The 23,244-nt window shown below is 72.6% G+C and carries 23 protein-coding genes and 1 pseudogene; 13 read left to right on the top strand and 11 right to left on the bottom strand.

Translation table 11 applies throughout. The annotated features are described in order from the left end of the window. Positions 1 to 393 precede the first annotated feature (393 nt). Both K7G61_RS37390 and nucS read right to left on the bottom strand, forming a co-directional pair. Positions 394 to 564: pseudogene (locus tag K7G61_RS37390) on the bottom strand (DUF664 domain-containing protein); the annotation flags it as partial. A 26-nt stretch (positions 565 to 590) separates the two neighbouring features. Beyond that, positions 591 to 1,253, bottom strand: a complete 663-nt coding sequence (gene nucS, locus K7G61_RS28575; protein ID WP_225849902.1) for an endonuclease NucS — start codon at positions 1,251 to 1,253, stop codon at positions 591 to 593. Between the two features lie 348 nt (positions 1,254 to 1,601). Here nucS and K7G61_RS28570 point away from each other — a divergent pair, with 348 nt between their 5' ends. Next, a complete protein-coding gene (locus tag K7G61_RS28570) occupies positions 1,602 to 1,994 on the top strand; it encodes an SCO5389 family protein (RefSeq protein ID WP_225849901.1) in 393 nt (130 codons plus the stop codon). Between the two features lie 95 nt (positions 1,995 to 2,089). Here the strand turns inward: K7G61_RS28570 and K7G61_RS28565 are convergent, their stop codons facing one another. Further along, positions 2,090 to 3,115 carry an LLM class flavin-dependent oxidoreductase gene (locus K7G61_RS28565; protein WP_225849900.1) on the bottom strand — a complete coding sequence of 342 codons (1,026 nt, stop codon included), beginning with the start codon at positions 3,113 to 3,115 and terminating at the stop codon, positions 2,090 to 2,092. 188 nt (positions 3,116 to 3,303) lie between these two features. Between K7G61_RS28565 and K7G61_RS28560 the strand changes: the two genes are divergently transcribed. Continuing rightward, entirely contained in the window at positions 3,304 to 3,636 is a 333-nt protein-coding gene (locus K7G61_RS28560; protein ID WP_225849899.1) for an ATP/GTP-binding protein, read from the top strand. A gap of 33 nt (positions 3,637 to 3,669) precedes the next feature. Here K7G61_RS28560 and K7G61_RS28555 read toward each other — a convergent pair whose 3' ends face one another. The 5 genes from K7G61_RS28555 to mce all read right to left on the bottom strand — a co-directional run bounded on the left by K7G61_RS28555 (position 3,670) and on the right by mce (position 11,103). Then, positions 3,670 to 4,443: an ABC transporter permease gene (locus K7G61_RS28555; protein WP_225849898.1), complete on the bottom strand. Its 774-nt coding sequence runs from the start codon at positions 4,441 to 4,443 to the stop codon at positions 3,670 to 3,672. A 1-nt stretch (position 4,444) separates the two neighbouring features. Further along, positions 4,445 to 5,584: an ABC transporter ATP-binding protein gene (locus K7G61_RS28550; RefSeq protein WP_225849897.1), complete on the bottom strand. Its 1,140-nt coding sequence runs from the start codon at positions 5,582 to 5,584 to the stop codon at positions 4,445 to 4,447. A gap of 181 nt (positions 5,585 to 5,765) precedes the next feature. Then, positions 5,766 to 6,704: a cellulose-binding protein gene (locus K7G61_RS28545; protein ID WP_225849896.1), complete on the bottom strand. Its 939-nt coding sequence runs from the start codon at positions 6,702 to 6,704 to the stop codon at positions 5,766 to 5,768. Between the two features lie 102 nt (positions 6,705 to 6,806). Continuing rightward, positions 6,807 to 10,400: a polarized growth protein Scy gene (gene scy / locus K7G61_RS28540; protein ID WP_374204270.1), complete on the bottom strand. Its 3,594-nt coding sequence runs from the start codon at positions 10,398 to 10,400 to the stop codon at positions 6,807 to 6,809. Positions 10,401 to 10,644: 244 nt separating this feature from the next. Next, a complete protein-coding gene (gene mce / locus K7G61_RS28535; RefSeq protein WP_225849895.1) occupies positions 10,645 to 11,103 on the bottom strand; it encodes a methylmalonyl-CoA epimerase in 459 nt (152 codons plus the stop codon). A 139-nt stretch (positions 11,104 to 11,242) separates the two neighbouring features. Between mce and K7G61_RS28530 the strand changes: the two genes are divergently transcribed. Beyond that, complete coding sequence (locus K7G61_RS28530) at positions 11,243 to 12,442, top strand: acetyl-CoA C-acetyltransferase (protein ID WP_225849894.1); 1,200 nt, start codon at positions 11,243 to 11,245, stop codon at positions 12,440 to 12,442. Positions 12,443 to 13,098: 656 nt separating this feature from the next. Then, the gene (meaB, locus tag K7G61_RS28525; protein WP_225849893.1) at positions 13,099 to 14,052 is read left to right on the top strand and encodes a methylmalonyl Co-A mutase-associated GTPase MeaB; all 954 of its coding nucleotides are present in this window, start codon (positions 13,099 to 13,101) and stop codon (positions 14,050 to 14,052) included. Positions 14,053 to 14,122: 70 nt separating this feature from the next. On the opposite strand, the gene K7G61_RS28520 is transcribed toward meaB, so the two are convergent. Continuing rightward, entirely contained in the window at positions 14,123 to 15,424 is a 1,302-nt protein-coding gene (locus tag K7G61_RS28520) for an MFS transporter (protein ID WP_225849892.1), read from the bottom strand. A gap of 70 nt (positions 15,425 to 15,494) precedes the next feature. Here K7G61_RS28520 and K7G61_RS28515 point away from each other — a divergent pair, with 70 nt between their 5' ends. Further along, entirely contained in the window at positions 15,495 to 16,478 is a 984-nt protein-coding gene (locus K7G61_RS28515; RefSeq protein ID WP_225849907.1) for a DUF5937 family protein, read from the top strand. A gap of 41 nt (positions 16,479 to 16,519) precedes the next feature. Here K7G61_RS28515 and K7G61_RS28510 read toward each other — a convergent pair whose 3' ends face one another. Together K7G61_RS28510 and K7G61_RS28505 are read right to left on the bottom strand one after the other, a co-directional pair. Further along, positions 16,520 to 16,819: an MTH1187 family thiamine-binding protein gene (locus K7G61_RS28510; RefSeq protein WP_225849891.1), complete on the bottom strand. Its 300-nt coding sequence runs from the start codon at positions 16,817 to 16,819 to the stop codon at positions 16,520 to 16,522. Then, positions 16,816 to 17,163, bottom strand: coding sequence for a DUF3817 domain-containing protein (locus K7G61_RS28505; protein WP_225849890.1), 348 nt, complete (start codon positions 17,161 to 17,163; stop codon positions 16,816 to 16,818). The genes K7G61_RS28510 and K7G61_RS28505 overlap by 4 nt, the downstream gene beginning before the upstream one ends. 238 nt (positions 17,164 to 17,401) lie before the next feature. Between K7G61_RS28505 and K7G61_RS28500 the strand changes: the two genes are divergently transcribed. The 8 genes from K7G61_RS28500 (at position 17,402) to K7G61_RS28465 (ending at position 23,152) form a co-directional block, all read left to right on the top strand. Continuing rightward, on the top strand, positions 17,402 to 18,259 hold the full coding sequence (locus K7G61_RS28500; RefSeq protein ID WP_225849889.1) for a DUF2127 domain-containing protein: 858 nt from the start codon (positions 17,402 to 17,404) through the stop codon (positions 18,257 to 18,259). A 33-nt stretch (positions 18,260 to 18,292) separates the two neighbouring features. Then, entirely contained in the window at positions 18,293 to 18,901 is a 609-nt protein-coding gene (locus tag K7G61_RS28495; protein ID WP_225849888.1) for an AIM24 family protein, read from the top strand. After that, a complete protein-coding gene (locus tag K7G61_RS28490) occupies positions 18,901 to 19,551 on the top strand; it encodes an AIM24 family protein (RefSeq protein WP_225849887.1) in 651 nt (216 codons plus the stop codon). Before K7G61_RS28495 ends, K7G61_RS28490 begins: the two co-directional genes overlap by 1 nt. After that, positions 19,548 to 20,321, top strand: coding sequence for an AIM24 family protein (locus tag K7G61_RS28485; protein ID WP_225849886.1), 774 nt, complete (start codon positions 19,548 to 19,550; stop codon positions 20,319 to 20,321). The genes K7G61_RS28490 and K7G61_RS28485 overlap by 4 nt, the downstream gene beginning before the upstream one ends. Before the next feature lie 55 nt (positions 20,322 to 20,376). Then, positions 20,377 to 20,859, top strand: a complete 483-nt coding sequence (locus K7G61_RS28480; RefSeq protein WP_225849885.1) for a MarR family winged helix-turn-helix transcriptional regulator — start codon at positions 20,377 to 20,379, stop codon at positions 20,857 to 20,859. 112 nt (positions 20,860 to 20,971) lie between these two features. Next, positions 20,972 to 22,219 carry an Ig-like domain-containing protein gene (locus tag K7G61_RS28475; protein WP_225849884.1) on the top strand — a complete coding sequence of 416 codons (1,248 nt, stop codon included), beginning with the start codon at positions 20,972 to 20,974 and terminating at the stop codon, positions 22,217 to 22,219. A 43-nt stretch (positions 22,220 to 22,262) separates the two neighbouring features. Next, the gene (locus tag K7G61_RS28470; protein ID WP_225849883.1) at positions 22,263 to 22,772 is read left to right on the top strand and encodes a MarR family winged helix-turn-helix transcriptional regulator; all 510 of its coding nucleotides are present in this window, start codon (positions 22,263 to 22,265) and stop codon (positions 22,770 to 22,772) included. Between the two features lie 38 nt (positions 22,773 to 22,810). After that, positions 22,811 to 23,152, top strand: coding sequence for a DUF3817 domain-containing protein (locus tag K7G61_RS28465; RefSeq protein ID WP_225849882.1), 342 nt, complete (start codon positions 22,811 to 22,813; stop codon positions 23,150 to 23,152). The last annotated feature ends 92 nt before the right edge of the window (positions 23,153 to 23,244 follow it).

The following is a 23,244-nucleotide window of genomic DNA, read 5'->3' as shown; positions in this document are numbered from 1 at the left end:
ATCGGCACTGTCACCCCGCGCTACCGTCTTCGGCAAACAGCCTTGCTATTTCCGCAAAATATCGGTTCACCCGGTTGCGGGTGGTCGCGTCCAAGGTCTGGTGCAAATGATCACGGGCGTAGGGTGCCCTTCATCGCCACCTGGGAGAAGCGGTATCCGGCGGAGCGGACCTTCGGCGAGACCCGCCGCCGGGTCAAGGCCATCGGCCGCTTCCCCGGCGAGACCTCCTGCGTCAGCCTCGGGCGACGGCCGGCAGCAGGTAGACCACACCCCGATCGGTCGATCGGGCGCCGCCTCCCGGACGATGCCCCGGCCGGTCGACCTCGGTCGACGCCGAGCCGGTTCAGCCCTGCCGTGATCCGTTGACGTGATGGTGATCAGCCGTCTGCGCCGGAGCGTGGGAACAGGGCCGCCCGAAGGTCGCGCCGAGCCGGACGCCTCGGTGCCGGTCGCATGCTTGACCAGGCCGAGCAGATTGGTTCCCGCCGGCGTCAGCGGGCTGCGGATGTCGTACTCCGGCAGCCCCTCCAGCTTCCACAGCAGCGCGTCACGGGCGTCCTGCATACGCCCCCGTATTCCCGTAACGCCCCTCAGAAGAGCCGGAGTTTGTCGTCCTCGATGCCGCGCAGGGCGTCGTAGTCCAGGACGACGCAGTCGATCCCGCGGTCGGTGGCCAGGACGCGGGCCTGCGGCTTGATCTCCTGGGCGGCGAAGATGCCGCGGACGGGGGTGAGGAGGGGGTCGCGGTTGAGGAGGTCGAGGTAGCGGGTGAGCTGCTCGACGCCGTCGATCTCGCCGCGGCGCTTGATCTCCACGGCCACGGTGCCGCCGGAGGCGTCACGGCAGAGGATGTCGACCGGGCCGATCGCGGTGGGGTACTCGCGGCGGACCAGCGTCCAGCCGTCGCCCAGGACCTCGATCCGGTCGGCCAGGAGCTCCTGGAGGTGGGCCTCCACGCCGTCCTTGATCAGGCCGGGGTCCACGCCCAGTTCGTGGGAGGAGTCGTGCAGTATCTCCTCGATGGAGATGATCAACTGCTCGCCGGCCTTGTTGGTGACCGTCCAGATCCCGTCCTCGCCCTCCTTGAGGCTGCACGGCGGCGACATCCAGTTGAGCGGCTTGTAGGCGCGGTCGTCGGCGTGCACGGACAGACTTCCGTCGGCCTTGATGAGCAGCAGCCGGGTGGCCGAGGGCAGGTGGGCGGAGAGCCGGCCCGCGTAGTCCACGGAGCAGCGGGCGATGACGAGGCGCATGGTCGGCAACGCTACTCGACCCCGTGCCCTCCGCGCGATTCGCCCACGACGGCGGCCGGCCCGGCACGGGTCCGGCATCGGTCCGGCGGCGGGCCAGGCACGGGCCCGGCATCGGTCCGGCGGCCGGCCCCCGCCCGCCCCGCCGGGGGCCCCTGCCCCGCACGTTGGCTGGTTGTGGGTGTTCCCTCCTGGTGCTTGCGCACCACGGGCCCCTACGGTTGAAGCCCGGAGCCGCCGGACAGGAGGCGCCGGAACGGCTCCGGGCATTCGTCCTCCCCCAACGCCCTTCGGGCATGGGGGTACCCCCAGACCCGGCCACCCCACGGCTGGGTCACGAGAGGAGTACCCATGTCGCTCGACGTCTCACCGGCCCTGCTGGAGCAGGCCGAGCGAGGCGAGGTCGACGAGAAGGAATTCGTCGACTGCGTCCGGACGTCCCTCCCTTACGCGTGGGAGATGATCAGCTCGCTGGTGGCGCAGCTCAAGGTCGACGGCGGTGAGTTCGCCGACAACCAGGTGCCGCCGCCGAGCGAGAAGGAGCGCGGACAACTGCTGCGGGCGCTGGCGAGCGACGCGATACGGGGCGCCCTGCAGCGGCACTTCGGGGTGCGGCTGGCGTTCCAGAACTGCCACCGGGTGGCCGTCTTCCCGCTCGACCCCGCCGTGGACGGCGCCCTCGGGGACTTCACCTCCCTGCGTTCCCAAGTGCTCAACCAGTCGCCGGAGTTGCGGGACTGCTGAACCCGGGACGGTTACGGCGGCCGGCACCGGGGGGACCCCCGTGCCCGAAGGGGCGGGGGAGGACGTGCTCCCCGGGCCGGCCGGTCCCCACGGATTCAAGCCAGTTCCGGGAGCACGTCGCCCGCCAGCCGCGCGACGTTGTCCAATGTCACGGCCAGATCGCCGGATCCCTCCGCCAGCAGCGCGAACCGGGTGATGCCGGTGCGCTCGGCGGTCGCCGCCAGCCGGTCGGCGCACAGCCGGGGCGGGCCCACCGGGTGCAGGGCGCAGAGCAGTTCGGTGTAGGCCAGCGGGTCGCGCATGGCGCGGCGGCTGCCGTCGTACGTCCGGTGGGCCGCCAGCCCCTGCTGCAGCCAGCCGGGCATCGCCTTCAGCAGCGTCTCGGCCGCGTCGCCCCGGGTGTCGGCGATCTGCACCACACCGGCCGAGACGTGGTCGACCGCCTCGACCGCCTCCGGCCGGTGGCCCGCCTCCAGCGCGCGGGACCGCCAGAGGGCGACCATCTCGGCCTTCTCCTCGTCCCCGGCGTGCATGCCCAGCAGCATGGGCAGGCCGCGCTCGGCGGCCAGCCGGACCGTGCCGGGCGAGGTGCAGGCGACCACGACGGGCGGGCCGCCGCGGCCGTCCAGCTCGTCGGCCCGCGGCACCACCTGGACCTCACGGAAGCGGTAGCGCGGGCCGTCCGCGCCGACGGCCGGCTCGCGCAGCCAGCGCAGCAGCAGGTCCAGGGACTCCGGGAACCCGGTCTCGAAGGCGGCCGGGCCGGCCCCGAAGACCTCCAGGTCCACCCAGGGCCCGCCGCGGCCCACGCCCAGCGTGAAGCGGCCGCCGGACAGCAGGTGCAGCAGCGCGGACTGCTCGCCGAGCGCCACGGGGTGCGCCGTCGGCAGCACGCTCACCGCCGTTCCCACCCCGATCCGCGAGGTGCGGCCCAGCAGTACACCCGCGAGGGTGATGGCCGACGGGCAGACCCCGTAGGGCACGAAATGGTGTTCCGCCAGCCACACGGCGTCCAGACCGGCGCTCTCCGCGGCGTCGGCGGTGCGTATCGCCCGGTGCAGCGGCTCGGCCTGTCCCTGGCCAGGGAACTGAGCCGCGAGGACGAAGGTCCCAACTCGCATCGCATACTCCCTCCTTGACCGTCTAACGTCTGGCACGTGCCAAAGGCACGGCTTTCTGTCGCGTTTTCATGATTTTCGGCAGGGGTACGGCAGATGGGGTCTTCCGCCCCCGGCTGTCACCGCGCGTACGCTGGAAAGAACTGTCCGCCGCGAGAGGCGGGAGTACCGAGAGAGCGAAGGAGCCACGCGTGTCCCCGCGACGTAACCGTCCCGGCGGGCCGCGCCGCGCCACAGCCGCGGCCGCGGCCGGTGAGGAGCGCGGCCTGGTGCCCGGCGGGGGAGCCAGGGAGGAGTGGCAGGGCGAGGACTGGGTGGTCAGACCCGTGGCGGGCAGCGCCTCCACCAAGCACTACCGCTGCCCGGGCTGCGACCAGGAGATCCCGCCGGGCGTCGCCCACGTGGTCGCCTGGCGGGAGTACGACGGCCTCGACGACCGGCGGCACTGGCACCGCGCCTGCTGGCAGGCGAAGGACCGCCGGACCCGTAAGGTCCAGCGGTCCCGTGACGCGCCGCGCTACTGACGCCGTGCCGCTGACGCCCGCGAAAGGCTCCGCTCAGGCGTCGCGCCTCCTCAGCACGACGTAGCCGCCGAGCAGCGCCGCCGCCACCCATACGGCCATGATGGCCATGCCGCCCCAGGGCCCGTACGAGGTGTGGTTGTCCGAGGACGGCACGACCTCCATGATCTTGCGGCCCGCCTGGTCCGGGAAGTAGCGGGCGACCGTCTTGACCTTGGGCACGGCCGCCAGGATCGGCGAGACCAGGAAGAAGAACGGCATCAGGATGCCCAGCCCCAGCATCGGGCTGCGCAGCATCGCCGCCGCGCCCACGCACAGCAGCACCAGCAGGGTCATGTAGAGCCCGGCGCCGAGGACCGCGCGGAAGACACCGTGGTCGCCGAGGTGCGCCTTGTGCGAGCCGAGCAGCGCCTGGCCCAGGAAGAAGGTCAGGAAGCTGGTGGCCATGCCGACCACCAGGGCCAGCAGTCCGGCCACCGCGACCTTGGAGAAGTAGAAGGTGCCGCGCTGCGGCACGGCGGCCAGCGAGGTGCGGATCATGCCGGTGCTGTACTCGCTGGACATGACCAGCACGCCGAAGACGATCAGCGCGAGCTGCCCCAGCGTCATGCCGAAGAAGCTGGTCTGGGTGGCGTCGAAGGTCACCTTGTCGGAGTCGGACAGGTTGTCCCAGGTGTTGTTGAACACCAGGCAGATCACCGCGCCGAGCGCGACGGTGACGAGGAAGGCCAGGGCCAGGGTCCACACGGTGGACCGCACGGAGCGGATCTTGGTCCACTCGGACTGCAGGACGGCGGCGGGGGCGGCCATGTCAACGCCTCTTTCCGGAACGCGGGTTGTTGCGCCACTGGGAGCCCCACTGCGGCTGCGGGGGCTGCCCGGGCGGTACGGGCGGCTGCCCGGGTTCGGCCGGCGGCGCGGCCTGCCCCGGCGGCGGTACGGGAGGTACGGGCGGCTGCCCGGCGGCGACCGGCGCACCCGGCATCCCCGGAACCCCCGGCGTCCCGCCCGGCGGCGTCCCCGGCGCCGCGGCGCCGGGCGTCACCGCACCGTGCGCGTGGTACTCCACGGACTCCGCGGTGAGCCGCATGAACGCCTCCTCCAGCGAGGCGCGCTGCGGGCTGAGTTCGTGCAGCACGAGCCGGTGCTCGGCGGCGAGTTCGCCGAGCCGGGCCGGGTCCGCGTCCTGGACCTCGAACGAGCCGTCGTCGGCCCGCACCGGCCGGTACCCGGCCGCGGTCAGCACGTCCTGGAAGCTTTCGACCTGCGGGGTGCGCACCCGTACGAAGGACCGCGAGTTCTGCGCGATGAACTGCGCCATCGAGGTGTCGGCGAGCAGCCGGCCGCGGCCGATGACGATCAGGTGCTCGGCGGTCAGCGCCATCTCGCTCATCAGGTGGCTCGAGACGAAGACGGTGCGGCCCTGGGCGGCGAGCCCCTTCATCAGGTTGCGGATCCAGTGGATGCCCTCCGGGTCCAGCCCGTTGACCGGCTCGTCGAACATCAGGATCTCCGGGTCGCCGAGCAGCGCGCCCGCGATGCCCAGCCGCTGGCCCATGCCCAGCGAGAAGCCCTTGGAGCGCTTCCTGGCCACCGCCGTCAGGCCCACGGTCTCCAGCACCTCGTCCACCCGGCGGCGGGGGATGCGGTTGGACTGGGCCAGGCACAGCAGGTGGTTGTAGGCGCTGCGGCCGCCGTGCGCGTCCTTGGCGTCCAGCAGCGCGCCGATGTACTTCAGCGGTTCGCTGAGCTGTGCGTAGTGCTTGCCGTCGATCCGTACGTCACCGCTGGTCGGGCGGTCGAGGCCGAGCACCATCCGCATCGTCGTGGACTTGCCCGCGCCGTTGGGGCCGAGGAATCCGGTCACCACGCCGGGGCGCACGGTGAACGTCAGATGGTCGACAGCGGTCTTGTCCCCGTACCGCTTGGTGAGCCCCTGCAACTCAATCATGGGGGCGAGGCTAGCAACATACGGCGGAACCCCTGCCCGAGGAGGGGCAGGGGTTCCAGAACTGCGACATTCGACGGCCGGCGAGGGTTGGCCGGTCGGCCGGCCGGCTCCGGTCAGTGGCGGCCGGGGCCGGGACGGCCGGGTCGGGGCGGGCCCGGTCGAGGCGGCCCGCCGGTCGGGTTCAGCGGGACTGCTGGGCCGGGACGCCGCGCGAGATCGGCTCGTCGTCCGCGGGGGAGCCGGCCGCGGCGACCGCCGCGCCGGTGAGGGTGGCCAGCATCTCGCGCACGTTGGTGAGCTGCGCGTTGATGCTGTCGCGGCGGTTGGTGAGCGCCGCCAGCTCGCGCTCGGACTCGCTGCGGATCCGGTCGGCCTTGGCGTTGGCGTCCGCGACGATGTCCTCGGACTGGCGCTGCGCGGTCTCCACCGTCTGGCGGGCCCGGCGCTCGGCGTCCGTGCGCAGCTTCTCCGCCTCCAGACGGAGCTGCTCGGCGCGGTGCTCGATCTCCGCCAGCCGCTTCTCCGCCTTCGCCTGACGGGACGCCAGGTCCCGCTCGGACTGCTCGCGGCGCTTGGCCAGGTTCGTCTCGAAGTCCGCTGCGGCCTGGGCGGCCTTGGCGCGGGTCTCCTCGAACAGCGCGTCCGCTTCCTCGCGCTTGGCCTGGGCGTCCTTCTGCGCCTCGTTCCGGAGCTGGGTGGCGTCGCCCTTGGCCTTCTCGACGATCCGCGCGCCGTCTTCCTCGGCCTTGGCCTTGCGCTCGGCGGAGTAGGCCTCCGCGTCGCTGCGCACCTGGGCGGCGGCCGACTCGGCCAGCTCCCGGTGCTGCTCGGCGGCGCGGCGGGCCTCCTCGCGCAGGTCCTTCGCCTCCTCCTCGGCGAGGCGGAGGATCTTCTCGACACGGGCGCCGAGGCCGGCGTACGACGGCTCCGCGTCGCTGACGGCGGCCTGGGCGTTCTGGGTTTCGAGGTGCAGCTCCTCGATGCGCTTCTCCAGCGCCGTGATCCTCGTCAGGGCGCTGTCACGGTCGGCGACGAGCTTGGTGATGCGGTCGTCCACCTGTCCGCGGTCGTATCCGCGCCGCACGAGCTCGAAGCCGAAGGGGGAGGAAGTGTCGCTCATGAGGTTCCTGTCGATTCAGACCGGTGAGGTGATAGGGGGAATCCTAGGGGCCCGGACGGCGTGTCACCGAGCCATTGCGGATGAGGTAACAAAAACATCCGCTCAATCGAGTGGAGCATCTTCGATGCGCTTGCTGCCTGTTCGAACCGCGCCCGCGCCGGCACCCGCCGCCACCGTGCTCTTCGCCCCGCCGGCCGGCGGGGAGTCGAACGACTTGGGTGCCTCGAAGGACTCCAGCGCTTCCAGTACGTCCTGGACCCTGGAGATCTCCGCGTTGATGTCCTCGCGGCGACGCATCAGGGTCTCCAGCTCTCGTCTGCCCTCGGCCACCACGCGTTCGGCCTCGGCCCGTGCCTCCCCCTTGACCCGGGCCGCCTCGCGTTCGGCCTCGGCCTTCTTCTGCTCGGCCTCCTTCAGCAGGCCCTCGACCTTCTTCACGGCGGCGATCCGTACCTTGCTCGCCTCCGAGGTCGCCGTGGTCTTGATCTCGGCGGCCTTGGCCTCCGCCTCGGCGAGTTGCTCGGTCGCGGCGGCCACCAGCTTGTCGACCCGCTCGCCCACCGACTTCATCGCCTCCGCGGCCTCCTTGCGGGCACGTTCGTGGAGTTCCTCGACCTCGGACTCGACCCGGCTGCGCAGTTCCTCACTGCGCTCGCGGATCGCGGTCGCGTCCTGACGGGCCTCGGCCAGCAGTGTGTCGGCGTCGGTCCTGGCCCGCTCGACCAGCCCGTTGGCCTCCAACGTGGCCTCGCCGAGCAGCCGTGTCGCCTCCCCACGGGCCGCGCCGACCATCGTGTCCGCCTGCTCCTCGGCCGCCGCCTGGGTCTTCAGTGCCTCGGCCCTGGCCTTGTTGATCAGTTCGTCGGCCTGCTCGGCGGCCTCGCTGCGCCGCTTGTTGGCCGCCTCGCGTGCCTCGTCGAGGATCCGCTGGGCCTCCTCGCGGGCCTGCTCGGCGTCCCGTTCGGCGTCCGCCAGCGTCTGCCGGGCCTGCGTCCCGATCCGCTCGGCCTCCTCGCGGGCCTTGCCCACGAGCTGGTCGGCCTGGTTCGCCGCGTCGGTGCGCATCCGGTTGGCGTCCTCGCGGGCCTGCGCCCGCAGCCGGTCGGACTCGTCGATCGCCTCGCCGACGGTACGGTCCGCCAACTGGCGTGCCGCGTCGGCCTCTTCCTGGCTCTCCCGGCGGACGCGCGCGGCGTCCTCGGCGGCCCGCTCCCGCTCGGAGTTGGCGTCGGCGTGCAGCCGGTCGGCCTCGCCCTGGGCGTCGGCCCGAAGCTGCTGGGCGGCGTGCTCGGCGGCCGAGCGCAGCCCGGCGATCTCGTCCTCGGCCTCCTGGCGCAGCCCCGCCACGGAGTCCCGTACCTGCTGGGCGGTCGTCTCGGCCGCCGCCACCATGTCGGTGGCCCGCTGCTCGGCCTCGGCCGCCAGGCGGTCGGCCTCCACCGCCGCGTCCTCGACCCGGCGGCGGGCGGCCGCCAGCAGCTCCTCGCTCTCCTGGTGGGCGCCGAACCGCTCCTGCTCGGCCTCCGCGCGGGCCGCGGCCAGCAGCTCCTCGGCCTCGCGCCGGCGGCGGGCCGCCTCCTCCTGGGCGGCGGCCAGCGCCTCGGCGGCCTCCTGCCCGGTCCGCTCGGCCGCGGCCGCCGCCTCCGCGCGCAGCCGGTCCGCGGTCTCCTGCGCCTCCGACCGGCGCCGCTCGGCCTCGGCGCTCGCCTCCGCCTGCAGCCGTACGGCGACGGACTCGCCCTCCGCGCGGGTCTGCGCCGCGTCGGCGGCCGCCTCGTCGCGCAGCCGTACCGCCTCGGCCTCCGCCTGCTCCCGCAGCGCCCGGACCCGCTCGGCGGTCTCCTGGCGCAGGCGCTCGGCCTCCTCGGCCGCCTCCGTCCGGATCCGGTCGGCCTCGGTGCTCGCCTCGCGCAGCCGCTCCTCGGCCGACGCGACCCGCGCCTGCGCCTCCTCGCGCAGCCGTACGAGGTCGGTCTCGGCCTCCGCGCGCATCCGCGCCACGAGCGTCTCGGCCTCGGCCCGCTGCTCGGCGGCGGCCTGCTCGGCCGCCTCCTTGACGGCGGCGGCCTGCCGCTCGGCCTCCGCCCGCAGCTCCTCGGCCTCGGCGCGCGCCACGCGCAGCGCCTCCTCGGCCTTGAGCTGGAGCGATGAGGCCCGCTCGACGGACTCGGCACGCATCCGGTCGGACTCGGCGGCGGCGCCCTGCCGCACCTCGTCGCCGTCCGCCTTCGCCTTGGCCAGCAGCTCCTCGGCCTTGCGCGCGGCCTCCTCGATCTGCTGGACGGCCTCGCGCCGCGCCTCGCCGCGGATCCGCTCGCCCTCGGCGACCGCCTCGGACCGCAGCTGCTCGGCCTCGCCGCGCAGCCGGCGCGCCTCCTCCTGCAGCTCGACGGTCCTGGCCCGGTACTCCGCGGTGTCGTCCTGGGCGGCGCCGCGCAGCTCCTGCGCCGACGCCTCCGCCTCCGTGCGCAGCCGCTCGGCCTCGGCCTCGGCCTCCTTGCGGATCCGCTCGGCCTCCTCGGCGGCGGTCCTGGTGGTCGAGCGGGCGTCCTGCGACGCCTTGGTGAGGATCTCCTCGGCCGACCTGGCGGCCTGCGCGAGCTGCGCGGCCGCGTCCTCGGAGGCCGCGGCCCTCGCCGCCTCGGCGGCCTCGGCCTTGAGCCGCTCGGCCTCCGCCTTGGCGTCGGCCACCACCTGCTCGGCCTCCGCCTTCGCCGCCTCGGCCTCCTTGGTGGCCTCGGCCACCATCCGGGCGATCTCGGCCTTGGCGGTACGGGTGCGCTGTTCGTTCTCCGACTCGGTCTGCGCCAGCCGCTTGGCGGCGCCCGCCGCGGCCTCGTCGCGCAGCCGCTCGGCCTCCGCGCGGGCGGTGCGCAGCGTCTCGTCGGCCTCCCGCATCCGCTCCTCGGCCAGGCGGGTGGCCTCGACGGCCCGGACTCGGGCCTCCTCGGACTCGCTGCGGGTGCTGCTGCGCAGCTGCTCGGCCTCGGTGGTGGCCTCCTGGGCCTGCGTGGAGGCGGCGGTCAGCAGCCGCTCGGCGTCCGTCCTGGCCCGGCGCAGGATCTGCTCGGCCTCGGCCCTGGCGGCCTGCGCCTCGGCGGTCAGCCGCTGGCCGGTCTGCTCGGCCGCCCTGGTGGCCTCGGCCCGGGCGGCGGCCAGTGACGCCTCGGCCTCGGCGCGGGCCTCGTCCAGCAGGCGGCGGGCCTGCGACTCGGTACGGGCGCGCAACTGCTCGGCCCAGGCCACGTTCTCGTTGACGTGCGTCTCGACGGTCGCCCGCCGCTCGGCCAGCTCCTCGTCCAGCGCCCGGCGCCGGGCGATCGCCTCGGCGTGCCACTCGGCCTCGAACCTGGCCTGGTGCTCGGCCTGCTCCTGCAGCAGCCGCTGGGTCTGGGCGCGGGCCTCCCGCAGCTCCCGCTCGGCGTCGGCGCGGAGCTGGTCGGCCTGGATCTGGGCGTTGCGCAGGAGCTGGTCGGCCTGGTGGCCGATGTTGTCGTACGCGGGGCGGGCGGCCAGGTTGCGCCGCGCCTCGTGCAGCTTGGCGCGCAGCACCTCCACCTGGTAACCGAGGTCGTCGGCGTGGTCGACGGCCTTGCCCCGCTCGGTCCTCAGCCGTTCCATCTCGGCTTCGAGCAGCGAGAGGTGGTCGTCAGCCCGGTAGCTGTCATTAGCCCGGTAGCTGTCGTTGCCCCGCACTCCGCGGTCCCATCCGTCTCCTGGCGTCCTCACCCGCCAACCGGGTGAGATTCTCCGTCGCTGCCGCCCCGCCGCGGCCACCGCTGTCGTCGCGGCGGAGCAACTGAGCCGACAGAGCTGTACGAAGAATGGTGTCAGATCAACGCCGCGGAGCGGGAGCGTACTCGGGCGCAGCCTGGCTCAGCGGCGCCCGGCCGCCCACCCCGGCCGGCCCGGCCACTCTACCGGGCCGCGCGGGGTCGGGTCAGTGGTCCGCGTGGCCGGCGGCGTCCCCGCCCCGGTCCTTGGCGGAGGTGACCAGCTCGGTCAGCACCCCGTGGCAGTCCTTGGGATGGAGGAAGGTGATCCTGGACTCCATGGATCCGCGGCGCGGCTGCTCGTACAGCACCCGCACGCCCTTGTCCCTGATGGCCTCGGAGTCGGTGTCCACGTCGGCGGTGCCGAAGGCGATGTGGTGCACGCCCTCGCCGTTCTTGGCCAGCCACTTGCCGACCGCCGAGTCGTCCCTGGTCGGCTCCAGGAGCTGCAGGTAGGAGGCACCGCCGTCCGACGTCTCGTTGATCTTGAGCATGGCCTCGCGCACGCCCTGCTCCTCGTTGACTTCGGTGTGGAACACCTCGAAGCCGTACGTGGCACGGTAGAACTCGACGGTCGCGTCGAGGTCGAAGCAGGCGATCCCGATGTGGTCGATCCGAGTCAGCATGTACACAGTGCACCGTATGCATATGTGGTCACGCAACGTGCGCGCCGTCACACGGTATGAACCGTGACCCGGCGGTTACGCCTGAGTACATTGATGATAACCATCGTTAACTCATCTCTTCAGCCGAAGGGGCCGCACCATGACCAGCCAGGCAACACGCACGTCCGTGATCGTCGCAGGTGCCCGTACCCCCATGGGCCGGCTGCTCGGCAGCCTGCGCTCCTTCTCCGGGGCCGAGCTCGGCGCCTTCGCGATCAAGGCGGCGCTGGAGCGGGCCGGGATCGGTGGCGACCAGGTGCAGTACGTGATCATGGGCCAGGTGCTGCAGGCCGGTGCCGGCCAGATCCCGGCCCGCCAGGCCGCCGTCAAGGCCGGCATCCCGATGTCGGTCCCGGCGCTCACGATCAACAAGGTGTGCCTGTCGGGCCTCGACGCCATCGCGCTGGCCGACCAGCTCATCAGGGCCGGCGAGTTCGACGTCGTGGTGGCCGGCGGCCAGGAGTCGATGACCAACGCGCCCCACGTGCTGCCCAAGTCCCGCGAGGGCTACAAGTACGGCGCCATCGAGGTCCTCGACACCATGGCGCACGACGGCCTGACCGACGCGTTCGACAAGATCGCCATGGGCGAGTCCACCGAGCGCCACAACACCCGGCTCGGCATCGAGCGCGCCCCGCAGGACGAGTTCGGCGCCCTGTCCCACCAGCGCGCGGCCGCCGCCCAGAAGAACGGCCTGTTCGAGGCCGAGATCACCCCGCTGGAGATCCCGCAGCGCAAGGGCGACCCGATCGTCATCGCGCACGACGCGGGCATCCGCCCGGAGACCACCGCCGAGGGCCTGGCCAAGCTGCGGCCGGCCTTCACCAAGGACGGCACGATCACCGCAGGCACCTCCTCGCAGATCTCCGACGGCGCCGCCGCGGTCGTCGTGATGAGCAGGCAGAAGGCCGAGGAACTCGGCCTGGAGTGGCTCGCCGAGATCGGCGCCCACGGCAACGTGGCGGGCCCCGACAACTCCCTGCAGTCCCAGCCGTCCAACGCGATCAACCACGCGCTGGCCAAGGAGGGCCTGACCGTCGCCGACCTCGACCTGATCGAGATCAACGAGGCCTTCGCCGCGGTCGCCGTCCAGTCCATGAAGGATCTCGGAGTGACCCCCGAAAAGGTGAACGTGAACGGCGGCGCGATCGCCCTCGGCCACCCCATCGGCATGTCCGGGGCCCGTATCGTGCTGCACCTGGCGCTCGAACTGAAGCGCCGCGGCGGCGGTACGGGCGCGGCGGCGCTGTGCGGGGGTGGCGGCCAGGGCGACGCCCTGATCGTGCGGGTCCCGCGCTGACCCGTGCGGGTGCCCGGTTCCGGGTGCCGGTGGGGGCGGGGCCTCCGGGGTGGGGGTCCGGAATCGTATATTTACGGGCCTGGCGGCCCACAAATACACGGCAGCATTCCGGACCCCCACCCCTGCGGCCCCTTCCGCCCGCTGCCGGGAGGCGTGCGGGGGGCGCTGAGCGGCCCCTTCCGCCTGCTGCTGAGAGGTGTGCGGGGTGGCCGGGAGCTGAGTCGGCGCGGTGCACCGGCCCGCTCGGGAGACCGCCGCGCTGAGCGGTGTGTTGAGCGGCGTGGGTTCCCATACGCCGTGCGGTGCGTTGACGGTGACCACGGGCGAGTGAGCCGAAGGGGGCGCCGGTGTCGAAAGGGAGACACGCGCAAGGAGTGACGAAGGAGCGACTGAGCATGTCGACCGTCGACACCGGGTCGAAGCACCCGGAGGCGAACCGAGCCACAAAAACGGCGAGTGAGCCGAAGGGGGCGCTGGTGTCGAAAGGGAGACACGCGCAAGGAGTGACGAAGGAGCGACTGAGCATGTCGACCGTCGACACCGGGTCGAAGCACCCGGAGGCGAACCGAGCCACAAAAGGGAAGCCCCCGGAGGCGAACCGAGCCACAAAAGGGAAGCCTCCGGAGGCGAACCGAGCCCAGAAAAAGGGAGCAGCAATGGACGTCCCCGCACTCGTCGAGCAGGCGCGGGAGGGCAGGCCGCGGGCCGTGGCCCGGCTGATCTCGCTGGTGGAGGGGGCCTCCCCGCAGCTGCGCGAGGTGATGGCGGCGCTGGCACCGCTGACCGGCGGGGCCTACGTGGTGGGCCTCACCGGCGCGCCCGGCGTGGGCAAGTCCACCTCGACCTCGGCGCTGGTCACCGCGTACCGCAAGGCGGGCCGCCGGGTGGGCGTCCTGGCGGTGGACCCGTCCTCGCCGTTCTCCGGCGGCGCCCTGCTCGGTGACCGGGTCCGGATGTCTGAGCACGCCTCCGACCCGGGCGTCTACATCCGTTCCATGGCCACCCGCGGCCATCTGGGCGGGCTCGCGTGGGCCGCCCCCCAGGCGATCCGCGTCCTGGACGCGGCCGGCTGCGAGGTGATCCTGGTCGAGACGGTCGGTGTCGGCCAGTCGGAGGTCGAGATCGCCGCCCAGGCCGACACCTGTGTCGTGCTGCTCGCCCCCGGCATGGGCGACGGCATTCAGGCCGCCAAGGCCGGCATTCTTGAGATCGGCGACGTCTACGTGGTCAACAAGGCCGACCGCGACGGCGCCGACGCGACCGCTCGCGAGCTGAACCACATGCTGGGGCTGGGGGAGTCCCGCGCCCCCGGTGACTGGCGGCCCCCGATCGTCAAGACCGTGGCCGCCCGCGGCGAGGGCATAGACGAGGTCGTCGAGGCTCTGGACAAGCACCGCGCCTGGACGGGGGAGCACGGCGTGCTGGACGCCCGCCGCCGCAAGCGGGCCGCGGGCGAGATCGAGAACATCGCCCTGACCGCCCTGCGGCAGCGCATCGGGGACCTGCACGGCGACCGGCGCCTGGACGCCCTCTCCCGGCGCGTCGCCGCCGGCGAGCTGGACCCCTACGCGGCCGCGGACGAACTGGTCGCGGGCCTTACCGAGGGGTAGCCGCCCGCGCGCGTCCCCGCGGGGCCCCGGGGTGTCCCCGCGGCTCCCGCCGCCCGGTGGCGCCGGCCGCTCAGGCCGTGCTCACCACCGCCGGCCGCGAGCGCCTGACCGAGCGCAGGACGCCCAGCACGCACAGCGTGCCCACCGCCCCGCCGCCGCAGATCACCGCGTACGGCGGGGCCCAGTCGGCGATGGCGCCGCCCGCCGCCATGCCGATGCCCTGCAGGGTCATGATCCCGGCGCCCATCAGCGACATGGCCTGACCGCGCCTGTCGTCCGGCACCTCCTCGACGAACCAGCGGTCCATGCCCAGCGCGTAGGCCGCGCACAGCCCCGTCAGCAGGAGCAGGACGATCGCCAGGGGCAGCGGGGGATCGGTGGCGAAGGCGGCCATCGGCAGCAGCGAGACCGCCGCGAGCGGTACGGCGATGCGGTCCCGGGTCGCCGGCCCCAGCAGCGTGCCGGCCATGACCTCGCTGGTGACCGCGCCCGCGGGCATGGCGGCGAGGAAGACGCCGAAGCCGAGCGAGCCGGCGCCCGCCGCGTTCGCGAAGGGCGCGGCGACGCCCTCGGCGACGGAGAAGAACATCGGCGGCACCCACCACATCAGCAGCAGTGCCCGGATCCGCGGGTGGGCGAGCAACTGCCCGGCCGAGGCCAGCGACTGACGCATCATCGTGCCCGTGCCGGTCGCCCGCGCCGGCCGGTTGCGGGTGCCGAAGCGCAGCAGCAGCGCCGAACTCACGAAGGTGCCCGCGGTGACCACCAGCGCGCCGCGCGGCGGCAGCACCACCAGCACCAGGCCGCCGAGCCCGAACCCGACGATCTGCGAGGTCTGCGCGACCATCCGCACCAGCGAGCGGCCCAGGATGTACAGGTCGCCCTGGAGGATGTCGGCCAGGCTCGCCGCGCGGGTGCCGATGAACAGCGGCGAGACCATCGAGACCACGATCCGCAGTACGAAGATCGGCGCCAGCGGCATGCCGGGCACGGCCATCACGCCCACGCACGTCGCGGACACGATGTCGCAGCAGACCAGTACCCGGCGGGCCGGGAAGCGGTCGGCGATGCCGGACAGCAGCAGCCCGCTCAGCGCGTACGGCAGGAACTCCATGGCGAACACCAGCGCGGTCAGCAGCGCCGAGCCGGTCTGCCGGAAGACGAGGACGGCCAGCGCCACTTCGGCGAAGACCGTGCCGAGTATGGACAGCACGTGAGCTGCGAAGATGGGCTGGAACTCGCGGACGGAGAACACCGCGCCGTAACCGGGACCGGCCTCCTCCTTGCTCCCGTGGGTGGTGGGAGCGTCGTCCGGTCCGGTCGGCGAAGGGGTGTCTCCGCCAAGTGGTGGATGCTCGCTGTCCGTTGTCATGGCATCACACTGGTGGCAGGGGCACCACCCGTCGTAGTCTTTCGGACTCAGCCGAATCTTGGGGGGCATGATGCCGCTTCGTATGCGGTTTGCCGCTGAGGACCTGTTGCGCTGCCGCTTCGCGATATCACCTCTGAGGGAGACCCAGGGCGCCATCCGCACCCTGTCCCGGCCGGACCGGCACGGCTACCACCTGCCCTGGTTGCGGCAGGTGAGGGCGGCGGCGGCGGGGCTCGACCTGGCGCCGCTGTGGCTGCTGGCCCCCGAGCACGGCCACGGCCCCGACTTCCTGCACCCCCCGCTGCGGGGACCGCTCACCGCGCTGGAGGACGAACTGGCCGCGGTCCGCGCCACCCCGGCCGACGTGGCGCGGCGGCAGATCGCGGCGGCGCTCGCCCGTACCCCCGGCGCCTCGGCCGGCAGGCGCGGGCGGGCGATGCTCGCCGACCCGGAGGGGACCGTACGGCAGTTGGCCGCGCTGTACGAGCAGGTGTGGACTTCGCTGCTGGCCCCGCACTGGCCGCGGCTGCGGGCCGTCCTGGAGGCGGACGTGGCCTACCACTCCAGACGGCTGGCCGACGGCGGCATGCAGCGGCTGTTCACCGGGCTGCACCCCAAGCTGAGCTGGTCCGAGGGGTCGCTGACGGCGGCGGGGAACGCGGCCCTGCCCGAGACCGGCGGACAGGGCCTGGTCCTGGTGCCCAGCGTGTTCTTCTGGCCCGAGGCGGGCAGCGCCTTCGACCCGCCCTGGCAGCCCACCGTGATCTACCCGGCGCGCGGCATCGGTGGCCTGTGGGCGGAGACCGGCCCGGCCGCCTCGACCGCCCTGGTGCGCCTGCTCGGGGCCGGCCGCGCGGCCATCCTCACCGGCCTGGAGGCACCGAGTACCACCACCGCCCTGGCCCACCGGCACGCGATGGCGATGTCCTCGGTCTCCGCCCACCTGTCCGTGCTGCGCGACGCCGGCCTGCTGGTCTCCCGCCGCTACGGCCACCAGGTGCTGTACGAGCGCACGGCGCTGGGCGTCGCGGTGGCCACCGGCGGCCTGTCCTAGCAGCGCCGGACGGAGCGCGCCGGACGGGCCCCGGGCGGGCCTCAGCCCTCCTGTGCCAGGAACCGCTCGACGGTCTCGACCTTGGACGTCAGCGCGCCGGTCACGCCGGGGCGGATGTCGGCCTTCAGGACCAGCGACACCCGCGGCGCGCGGGCCTCGACGGCCGCCACGGCCCGCCGGACCACGTCCATCACCTCGTCCCACTCGCCCTCGACGGAGGTGAACATCGCGTCCGTACGGTTGGGCAGTCCCGACTCGCGGACCACCCGGACGGCGTCGGCCACGTACGAGCCCACGTCCTCGCCGACGCCCAGCGGGGTGACGGAGAAGGCGACGATCATGCCGCGGCCGCCGCGTCCCCGGCCGCCCCGCGCGCGGCCACCACGGCGTCCTCGCACTCGCGGCGCAGCATGCGCTCGGCGAAGAAGCCGCCGGTGGGCAGCACCGACAGGAGGAAGTACAGTCCGGCCCGGCCCTTCGACCAGCGGGCGCGGTGCCAGGCGTCGGCCCAGAACACGACGTACAGGATGAACAGCACGCCGTGCACCATGCCCATCACGGGCACCGCGTTGAAGGACGTGGTCCGCTTCAGTACCGAGCAGACCAGCAGGAGCAGGAAGGACACCGCCTCGGGGGCGGAGACCAAGCGGAGCCTGCGCAGGGCGCCGGCGGTCTTCAGGTCCACGGATACCTCACTGTCGAACGGGGGCGGGGACCCGCGTGCCGGATGTCGCGCACGGGCCCGGTCCGGCTTGTGAACACGATCACAAGCCTTCCCTCCATTATCACCGGAGCGTATCGATGGCCCTGTCCGGGGGTGGCAACCGCGCCCCGGGCGGTAGCGTCCCAGCACAGGAGAACACACCAGCGCACGCGCACACCCGCAGCCGCACCGAACCACGACCCACGGGGACCGAACGCCGATGAGCATCGACTGGGACCGCCGGCACTGCGCCCGCAAGGGCCACATCACCTACGCGCCCGACGAGCCGGCGCTGCGGGAGAAGCTGCGCGCGTCCACCGCCGTCGGCCCGGTGTGGCGCTGCCTGCGCTGCGGCGACTTCGTGCCGGGCGAGCCGCACGGCTCGGGACCGGCCGACAGGGCGCCCCTCGTACCCCGCGGCAAGGCGCTGCGCGACCTGTTCATCCTGCGCTTCCTGGCCGTCGAGCGGCTGCTGCGCGGCCTGCTCATCCTGGTCGCCGCCTGGGCGGTGTGGAAGTTCAGCAACTCCCAGGACGCCGTGCGCAGGCTCTTCGAGGAGGACCTGACCGCCCTCAAGCCGTTCGCCGACCACTTCCACTACGACCTGGACCACTCCCCGGTCGTGGAGACCATCCGCAAGACCTTCGACTACAAGAAGTCCACCCTGCGGACCGTGGCGGGCCTGATGGTCGCCTACGCGCTGATCGAGATCGTCGAGGGCTTCGGCCTGTGGTGGGCCAAGCGGTGGGCCGAGTACCTCACCGTCGTGGCGACCGCGGCCTTCCTGCCGCTGGAGGTCTACGAGCTCACCGAGAAGGTCAGCTATTTCAAGATCGGCACCCTGGCGCTCAACGCGCTGGCCGTCCTCTACATCCTGCTCGCCAAGCGGCTGTTCGGGCTGCGCGGCGGCGCCAGGGCGTTCGAGGCGGAGCGGCGCAGCGCCTCCCTGATGGAGGTGGAGGCGGCCGCCGGCGAGATCCCGTCCGGCCACTCGTACGCCCCCGGCGCGGGCGCCGTGGAGAAGGAGCCGCTGCCGGTGCGGCGCCGGCCCGCCGCCAGCGGCCACGACCCGCGCTGACCCATGGCGGTCCTCCGGCTACAGGGCCCGCGGATGCTGGCCGTCGACCTGGCGGGCGACGCCGTCAAGGCGAAGAACGGCTCCATGGTCGCCTACGAGGGCGAGATGACCTTCAAGAAGATGACCGGCGGCGGCGACGGCCTGCGCGGCCTGGTCACCCGCCGGATCACCGGCGAGGCGATGGCCGTCATGCAGGTCAAGGGCCACGGCACCTGCTATTTCGCCGACCGCGCCACCGAGATCAACCTGGTGCGGCTGACCGGCGGCAAGCTGTGGGTCGAGGCGAGCAACCTGCTGGTCACCGACGCGGCCCTGCGTACCGGCACCACCTTCACCGGCCTGCGCGGGGCCTCCCAGGGCAACGGCCTGTTCACCACCACCGTCGAGGGCACCGGCCAGGCGGCGATCCTGTCCGACGGGCCGGCGATCGTGCTGCGGGTGACCGCCGCCACCCCGCTGGTCGTGGACCCGGGGGCGTACGTCGCCCACACCGGGGACCTGCGCCAGCAGTTCCAGTCCGGGGTCGGCCGGCGGACCCTGATCGGCGAGGGCTCGGGCGAGAGCTTCCAGATCCGCTTCGAGGGCGAGGGGCTGGTCTACGTCCAGCCCAGCGAGCGGAACACGGTCGGGGGGCAGCTGTAGTGGCCTTCACCCGGATCAACTCCAAGATGGTCGAGGCGCGGATCGCCCCGGGGCAGCGGCTGTTCAGCCAGCGCGGCGCGATGCTCGCCTACCGCGGCCAGGTCGGCTTCACGCCGAGCCTCACCGGCGGCCAGGGCGGGGTGATGTCCATGATCGGCCGGCGGCTGACGGGCGAGGCCGCCCCGCTGATGACCGTCGAGGGCGACGGCACGGTGATGTTCGGGCACGGCGGCCACCACGTGCACATCGTGGACCTGGCCGGCGACACCCTCTACGTGGAGGCGGACCGCCTGCTGGCCTTCGAGGGCTCGCTGCGGCAGGGCACCATGTTCATGGGCTCGCAGGGCGGCGTGATGGGCGTGCTGCGCGGCCAGGCCACCGGGCAGGGCCTGTTCACCACCACGCTGAGCGGCCACGGCTCGGCCGCGTTCCTCGCCCACGGCGGCGTGGTCGAACTGCCGGTCGTCCCCGGCCGCCCGGTGCACGTCGACCCGCAGGCGTACGCGGCCCACCGCGGCGACCTGCGCAGCAAGCTGTCCACCGCCATCGGCTGGCGGGAACTGGTCGGCCGCGGCTCGGGCGAGGCGTTCCAGCTCGAACTGTCCGGCCAGGGCATGGTCTACGTCCAGGCGTCGGAGGAGAAGCTGTGACCTACCCGCCCCCGCCCCCGCCCTCGTACGACCCCGGCGGCCCGGTCGTCCACGACCCGTACACCCTGCCGTCCAACGACAACGTCAACCCGTACGCCTTCAGCGTGGACCTCGACGGCCAGTGGTTCCTGCAGAAGGGCAAGATGATCGCCTATTACGGGCAGGCGCGGTTCCACGCCATCGGGCACGGCCCGCTGGACCGGCTGGTCGCCACGAGCTTCCACTCCCCGCTGCACGCGGCGGACTGGGTCGTCGCCGAGGGCAAGGCCAAGCTGCTGCTCGCCGACCGCTCCTACGACGTCAACTCCTACGACCTGCAGGACGGCAACCTCACCATCCGCTCCGGCAACCTGCTGGCCTTCCAGCCGGGGCTGGCCCTCAAGCAGTCGGTCGTCCCCGGCTTCCTGACCCTCATCGGCACCGGCACGTTCGTGGCCGCCTCCAACGGCGCCGTGCACTTCGTGGAACCGCCGGTCCGGGTCGACCCGCAGGCGCTGGTCGGCTGGGCCGACTGCCCCTCGCCGTGCCACCACTACGACCACGGCTACCTGCGCGGCTTCCTCGGCGGGGTGCGCGCGCTGACCGGCATCGGCGGCGCCTCGGGCGAGGAGCACCAGTTCGAGTTCACCGGGGCCGGCCAGGTGCTGCTGCAGTCCACCGAGGTGCTGATGGCCGAGGCGGCCACCGCGGCGCCGCCCGGCGCGGCACCCGGCCGCATTCCCGGGTCGGCGGGGCCCGGCGTGCCGGGTGCCGGGTACTCCGCTCGGTGACCGGATGGCTACCCTCGCGATCATCTCCGGTTCAACGACCGGTAGAATTCCCGTCATGGAGACCGAGACCGCGGAACGCGTCACCCACTGGCTCACGGACGAGGAGCAGCGGGCCTGGCGGACCCACCTCGAACTCAGCCGGCTTCTGATGTACCAACTGGAGCGCGACCTCCAGCCCTTCGGCCTGACCAACAACGACTACGAGATCCTGGTCAACCTCTCCGAGGCCGCGGACCGCCGGATGCGGATGAGCGACCTGGCCAGATCCACCCTGCAGTCCAAGAGCCGCCTGTCGCACCAGATCACCCGCATGGAGACGGTGGGCCTGGTGCGCCGGGAGAACTGCGACACCGACCGCCGCGGGCTGTACGCGGTCCTCACCGACCACGGCTGGGAGACCATGCGCAAGGTCGCTCCCCACCATGTCGCCTCGGTCCGGGCCCACTTCATCGAGCTGCTCAGCCCGGAGGACCTCGCCGCGTACCGCGAGGCCATGCTGCCCGTGGTGGCCCACCTGCGCGACGAGCGCGGTCGCTGATCCCGGGCCGGGTCCCGCGCGTCCCACGTCACATCGGGCGACTGGAACCCGCGGAGACGGAAAAGCGACTAAGTCAGTACCGTGATTCGCTGCTGACAAGGATGCAGACGCCGTGACCCGTATACGAATCCTCCGACCGCGGGCGCTCGTCGCGCCCGCGGTGCTGCTGGCCGTTGCCCTGGGCGCCACCGCGTGCGGCGGCCACGGCAAATCCGCCGACTCGCAGTCCGGGAAGGACGGCACGTCGCCCTCCTCCGGCTCCTCGGCCCGGATCAGCGTGACGCCCGCCGCCAACGCCGCCGCCGTCAGCCCCGGTTCGCCGGTCAAGGTGACCGTCGCCGGCGGCACGCTGCGGACGGTCACCGTCACGCCCGACGGCGACGCCTCGGACGGTGTTCACCCGATCGAGGTGACCGGCGCCCTGGACGCGGCCAAGCACACCTGGACCTCCGACCGCACCATGACCCCTGGCACCGCGTACACCGTCAAGGTCACCGCGGCCGACTCCTCCGGCAAGCAGACCCAGGCCACCAGCACCTTCCACACGGTCACCGCGGCGAAGGTCAACGGCGTCACGCCGACCCCGCTGAACAACGCCGTGGTCGGCGTCGGTCTGCCGGTCTCCCTGCAGTTCGACAAGCCGGTGGCGAACAAGGCCGCCGTCGAGCGGGCACTGTCGGTCACCACCACCCCGTCCACCCCCGGCAGCTGGGGCTGGGTCACCACCCAGACCGGTTACGACCGGGTGGACTGGCGCCCGGACGCCTACTGGAAGCCCGGCACCAAGGTCACCCTGACCGCCAAGCTGTCCGGCATCGACACCGGCGGCGGCCGCTACCTGCGCCGCGACATCCACGACACCTTCTCCATCGGCACCGCCCGCATCTCCTACGTGGACCTGAAGGCCCACACCATGCGGGTCACCGAGAACGGCCGGACGGTCAAGACCTTCCCGATCTCGGCCGGCCAGTCCCGCTTCCCCACCTGGGAGGGGCAGATGGTGGTGATCAGCAAGCAGTCCACCGTCCGGATGACCTCCTCCTCGGTCAACATCGCCACCTCCAAGGACTCCGCGGACTTCTACGACAAGGACGTGCACTGGGCCGTCAACATCACGACCTCCGGCACGTACACCCACGCCGCGCCCTGGAACGCCGTGTACATGGGCAAGGAGAACAAGAGCCACGGCTGCATCGGCATGAACACCGTGGACGCCAAGTGGTTCTTCGACCGGGCCACTCGCGGCGACCTGGTGATCACCTCGGGCTCCACCCGCGGAACCGTCGACAAGGGCAACGGGTACGGCGACTGGAACCTCTCCGCCGACCAGTGGCACGCCCTCAGCGCGCTCGCCTCGTGAGACGTCTTAGACCGGTATGTGACCGGCGGGTAGGCTCGGGGCCGTGCCAAAGCCCCTGAGCCTGCCCTTCGACCCCATCGCCCGCGCGGACGAACTGTGGAGCCGCCACTGGGGCGAGGTGCCCTCGATGGCCGCCATCACCTCGATCATGCGAGCGCAGCAGATCCTGCTCGGCCAGGTGGACGCGGTCGTCAGGCCGTACGGCCTCACCTTCGCCCGGTACGAGGCGCTGGTCCTGCTGACCTTCTCCAAGGCCGGCGAGCTGCCCATGTCCAAGATCGGCGAACGCCTCATGGTGCACCCCACCTCGGTCACCAACACCGTCGACCGCCTGGTCGCCGCCGGCCTGGTCGCCAAGCGCCCCAACCCCAACGACGGCCGCGGCACCCTGGCGTCGATCACCGACAAGGGCCGCGAGATCATGGAGGCGGCCACCCGCGACCTGATCGCCATGGACTTCGGCCTGGGCGCCTACGATTCCGAGGAGTGCGGCGAGATCTTCGCCCTGCTCAGGCCGCTGCGGATAGCGGCCGGGGACTTCGAGGAGGGCTGACATCCAGGGGCGAATCGCCTCGGGTTAGGCTGCTTGCCATGAAATCCAGCGTGCTCACCCGCTACCGCGTGATGGCCTATGTGACCGGTGTGCTGCTGATCGCCCTCACCTTGGGGGTCATCGGCAAGTACGCGCTCGACATCAGCGGGGCGGGCACCTTCACCACGGCCGTGGGCTTCGCCCATGGCTGGCTCTACGTCGTCTACCTGGTCTTCGCCTTCGACCTGTGCTCCAAGGCGAAGTGGCCGATCGGCCGGATGGCGTGGGTGCTGCTCGCCGGCACCGTTCCGACCGCCGCCTTCTTCGTCGAGCGCCGCGTCACCCGGGAGCTCGGCCCCAAGGTGATCACGGCCGACGCGGGCGAGCCCGTCAAGGCCTAGCCGGCCCAGGTCCCCCCGGCGGCCTCCGGCCCGCTGAGACCATGCTCACTCACCCGGGCGGGCGCCCCGCATCGACAATTAGTTGGACGTCC

The organism is Streptomyces sp. HPF1205 (genome assembly GCF_020400825.1).
Lineage (GTDB): Bacteria > Actinomycetota > Actinomycetes > Streptomycetales > Streptomycetaceae > Actinacidiphila.
This window is presented reverse-complemented; position numbering and strand designations above follow the sequence as displayed.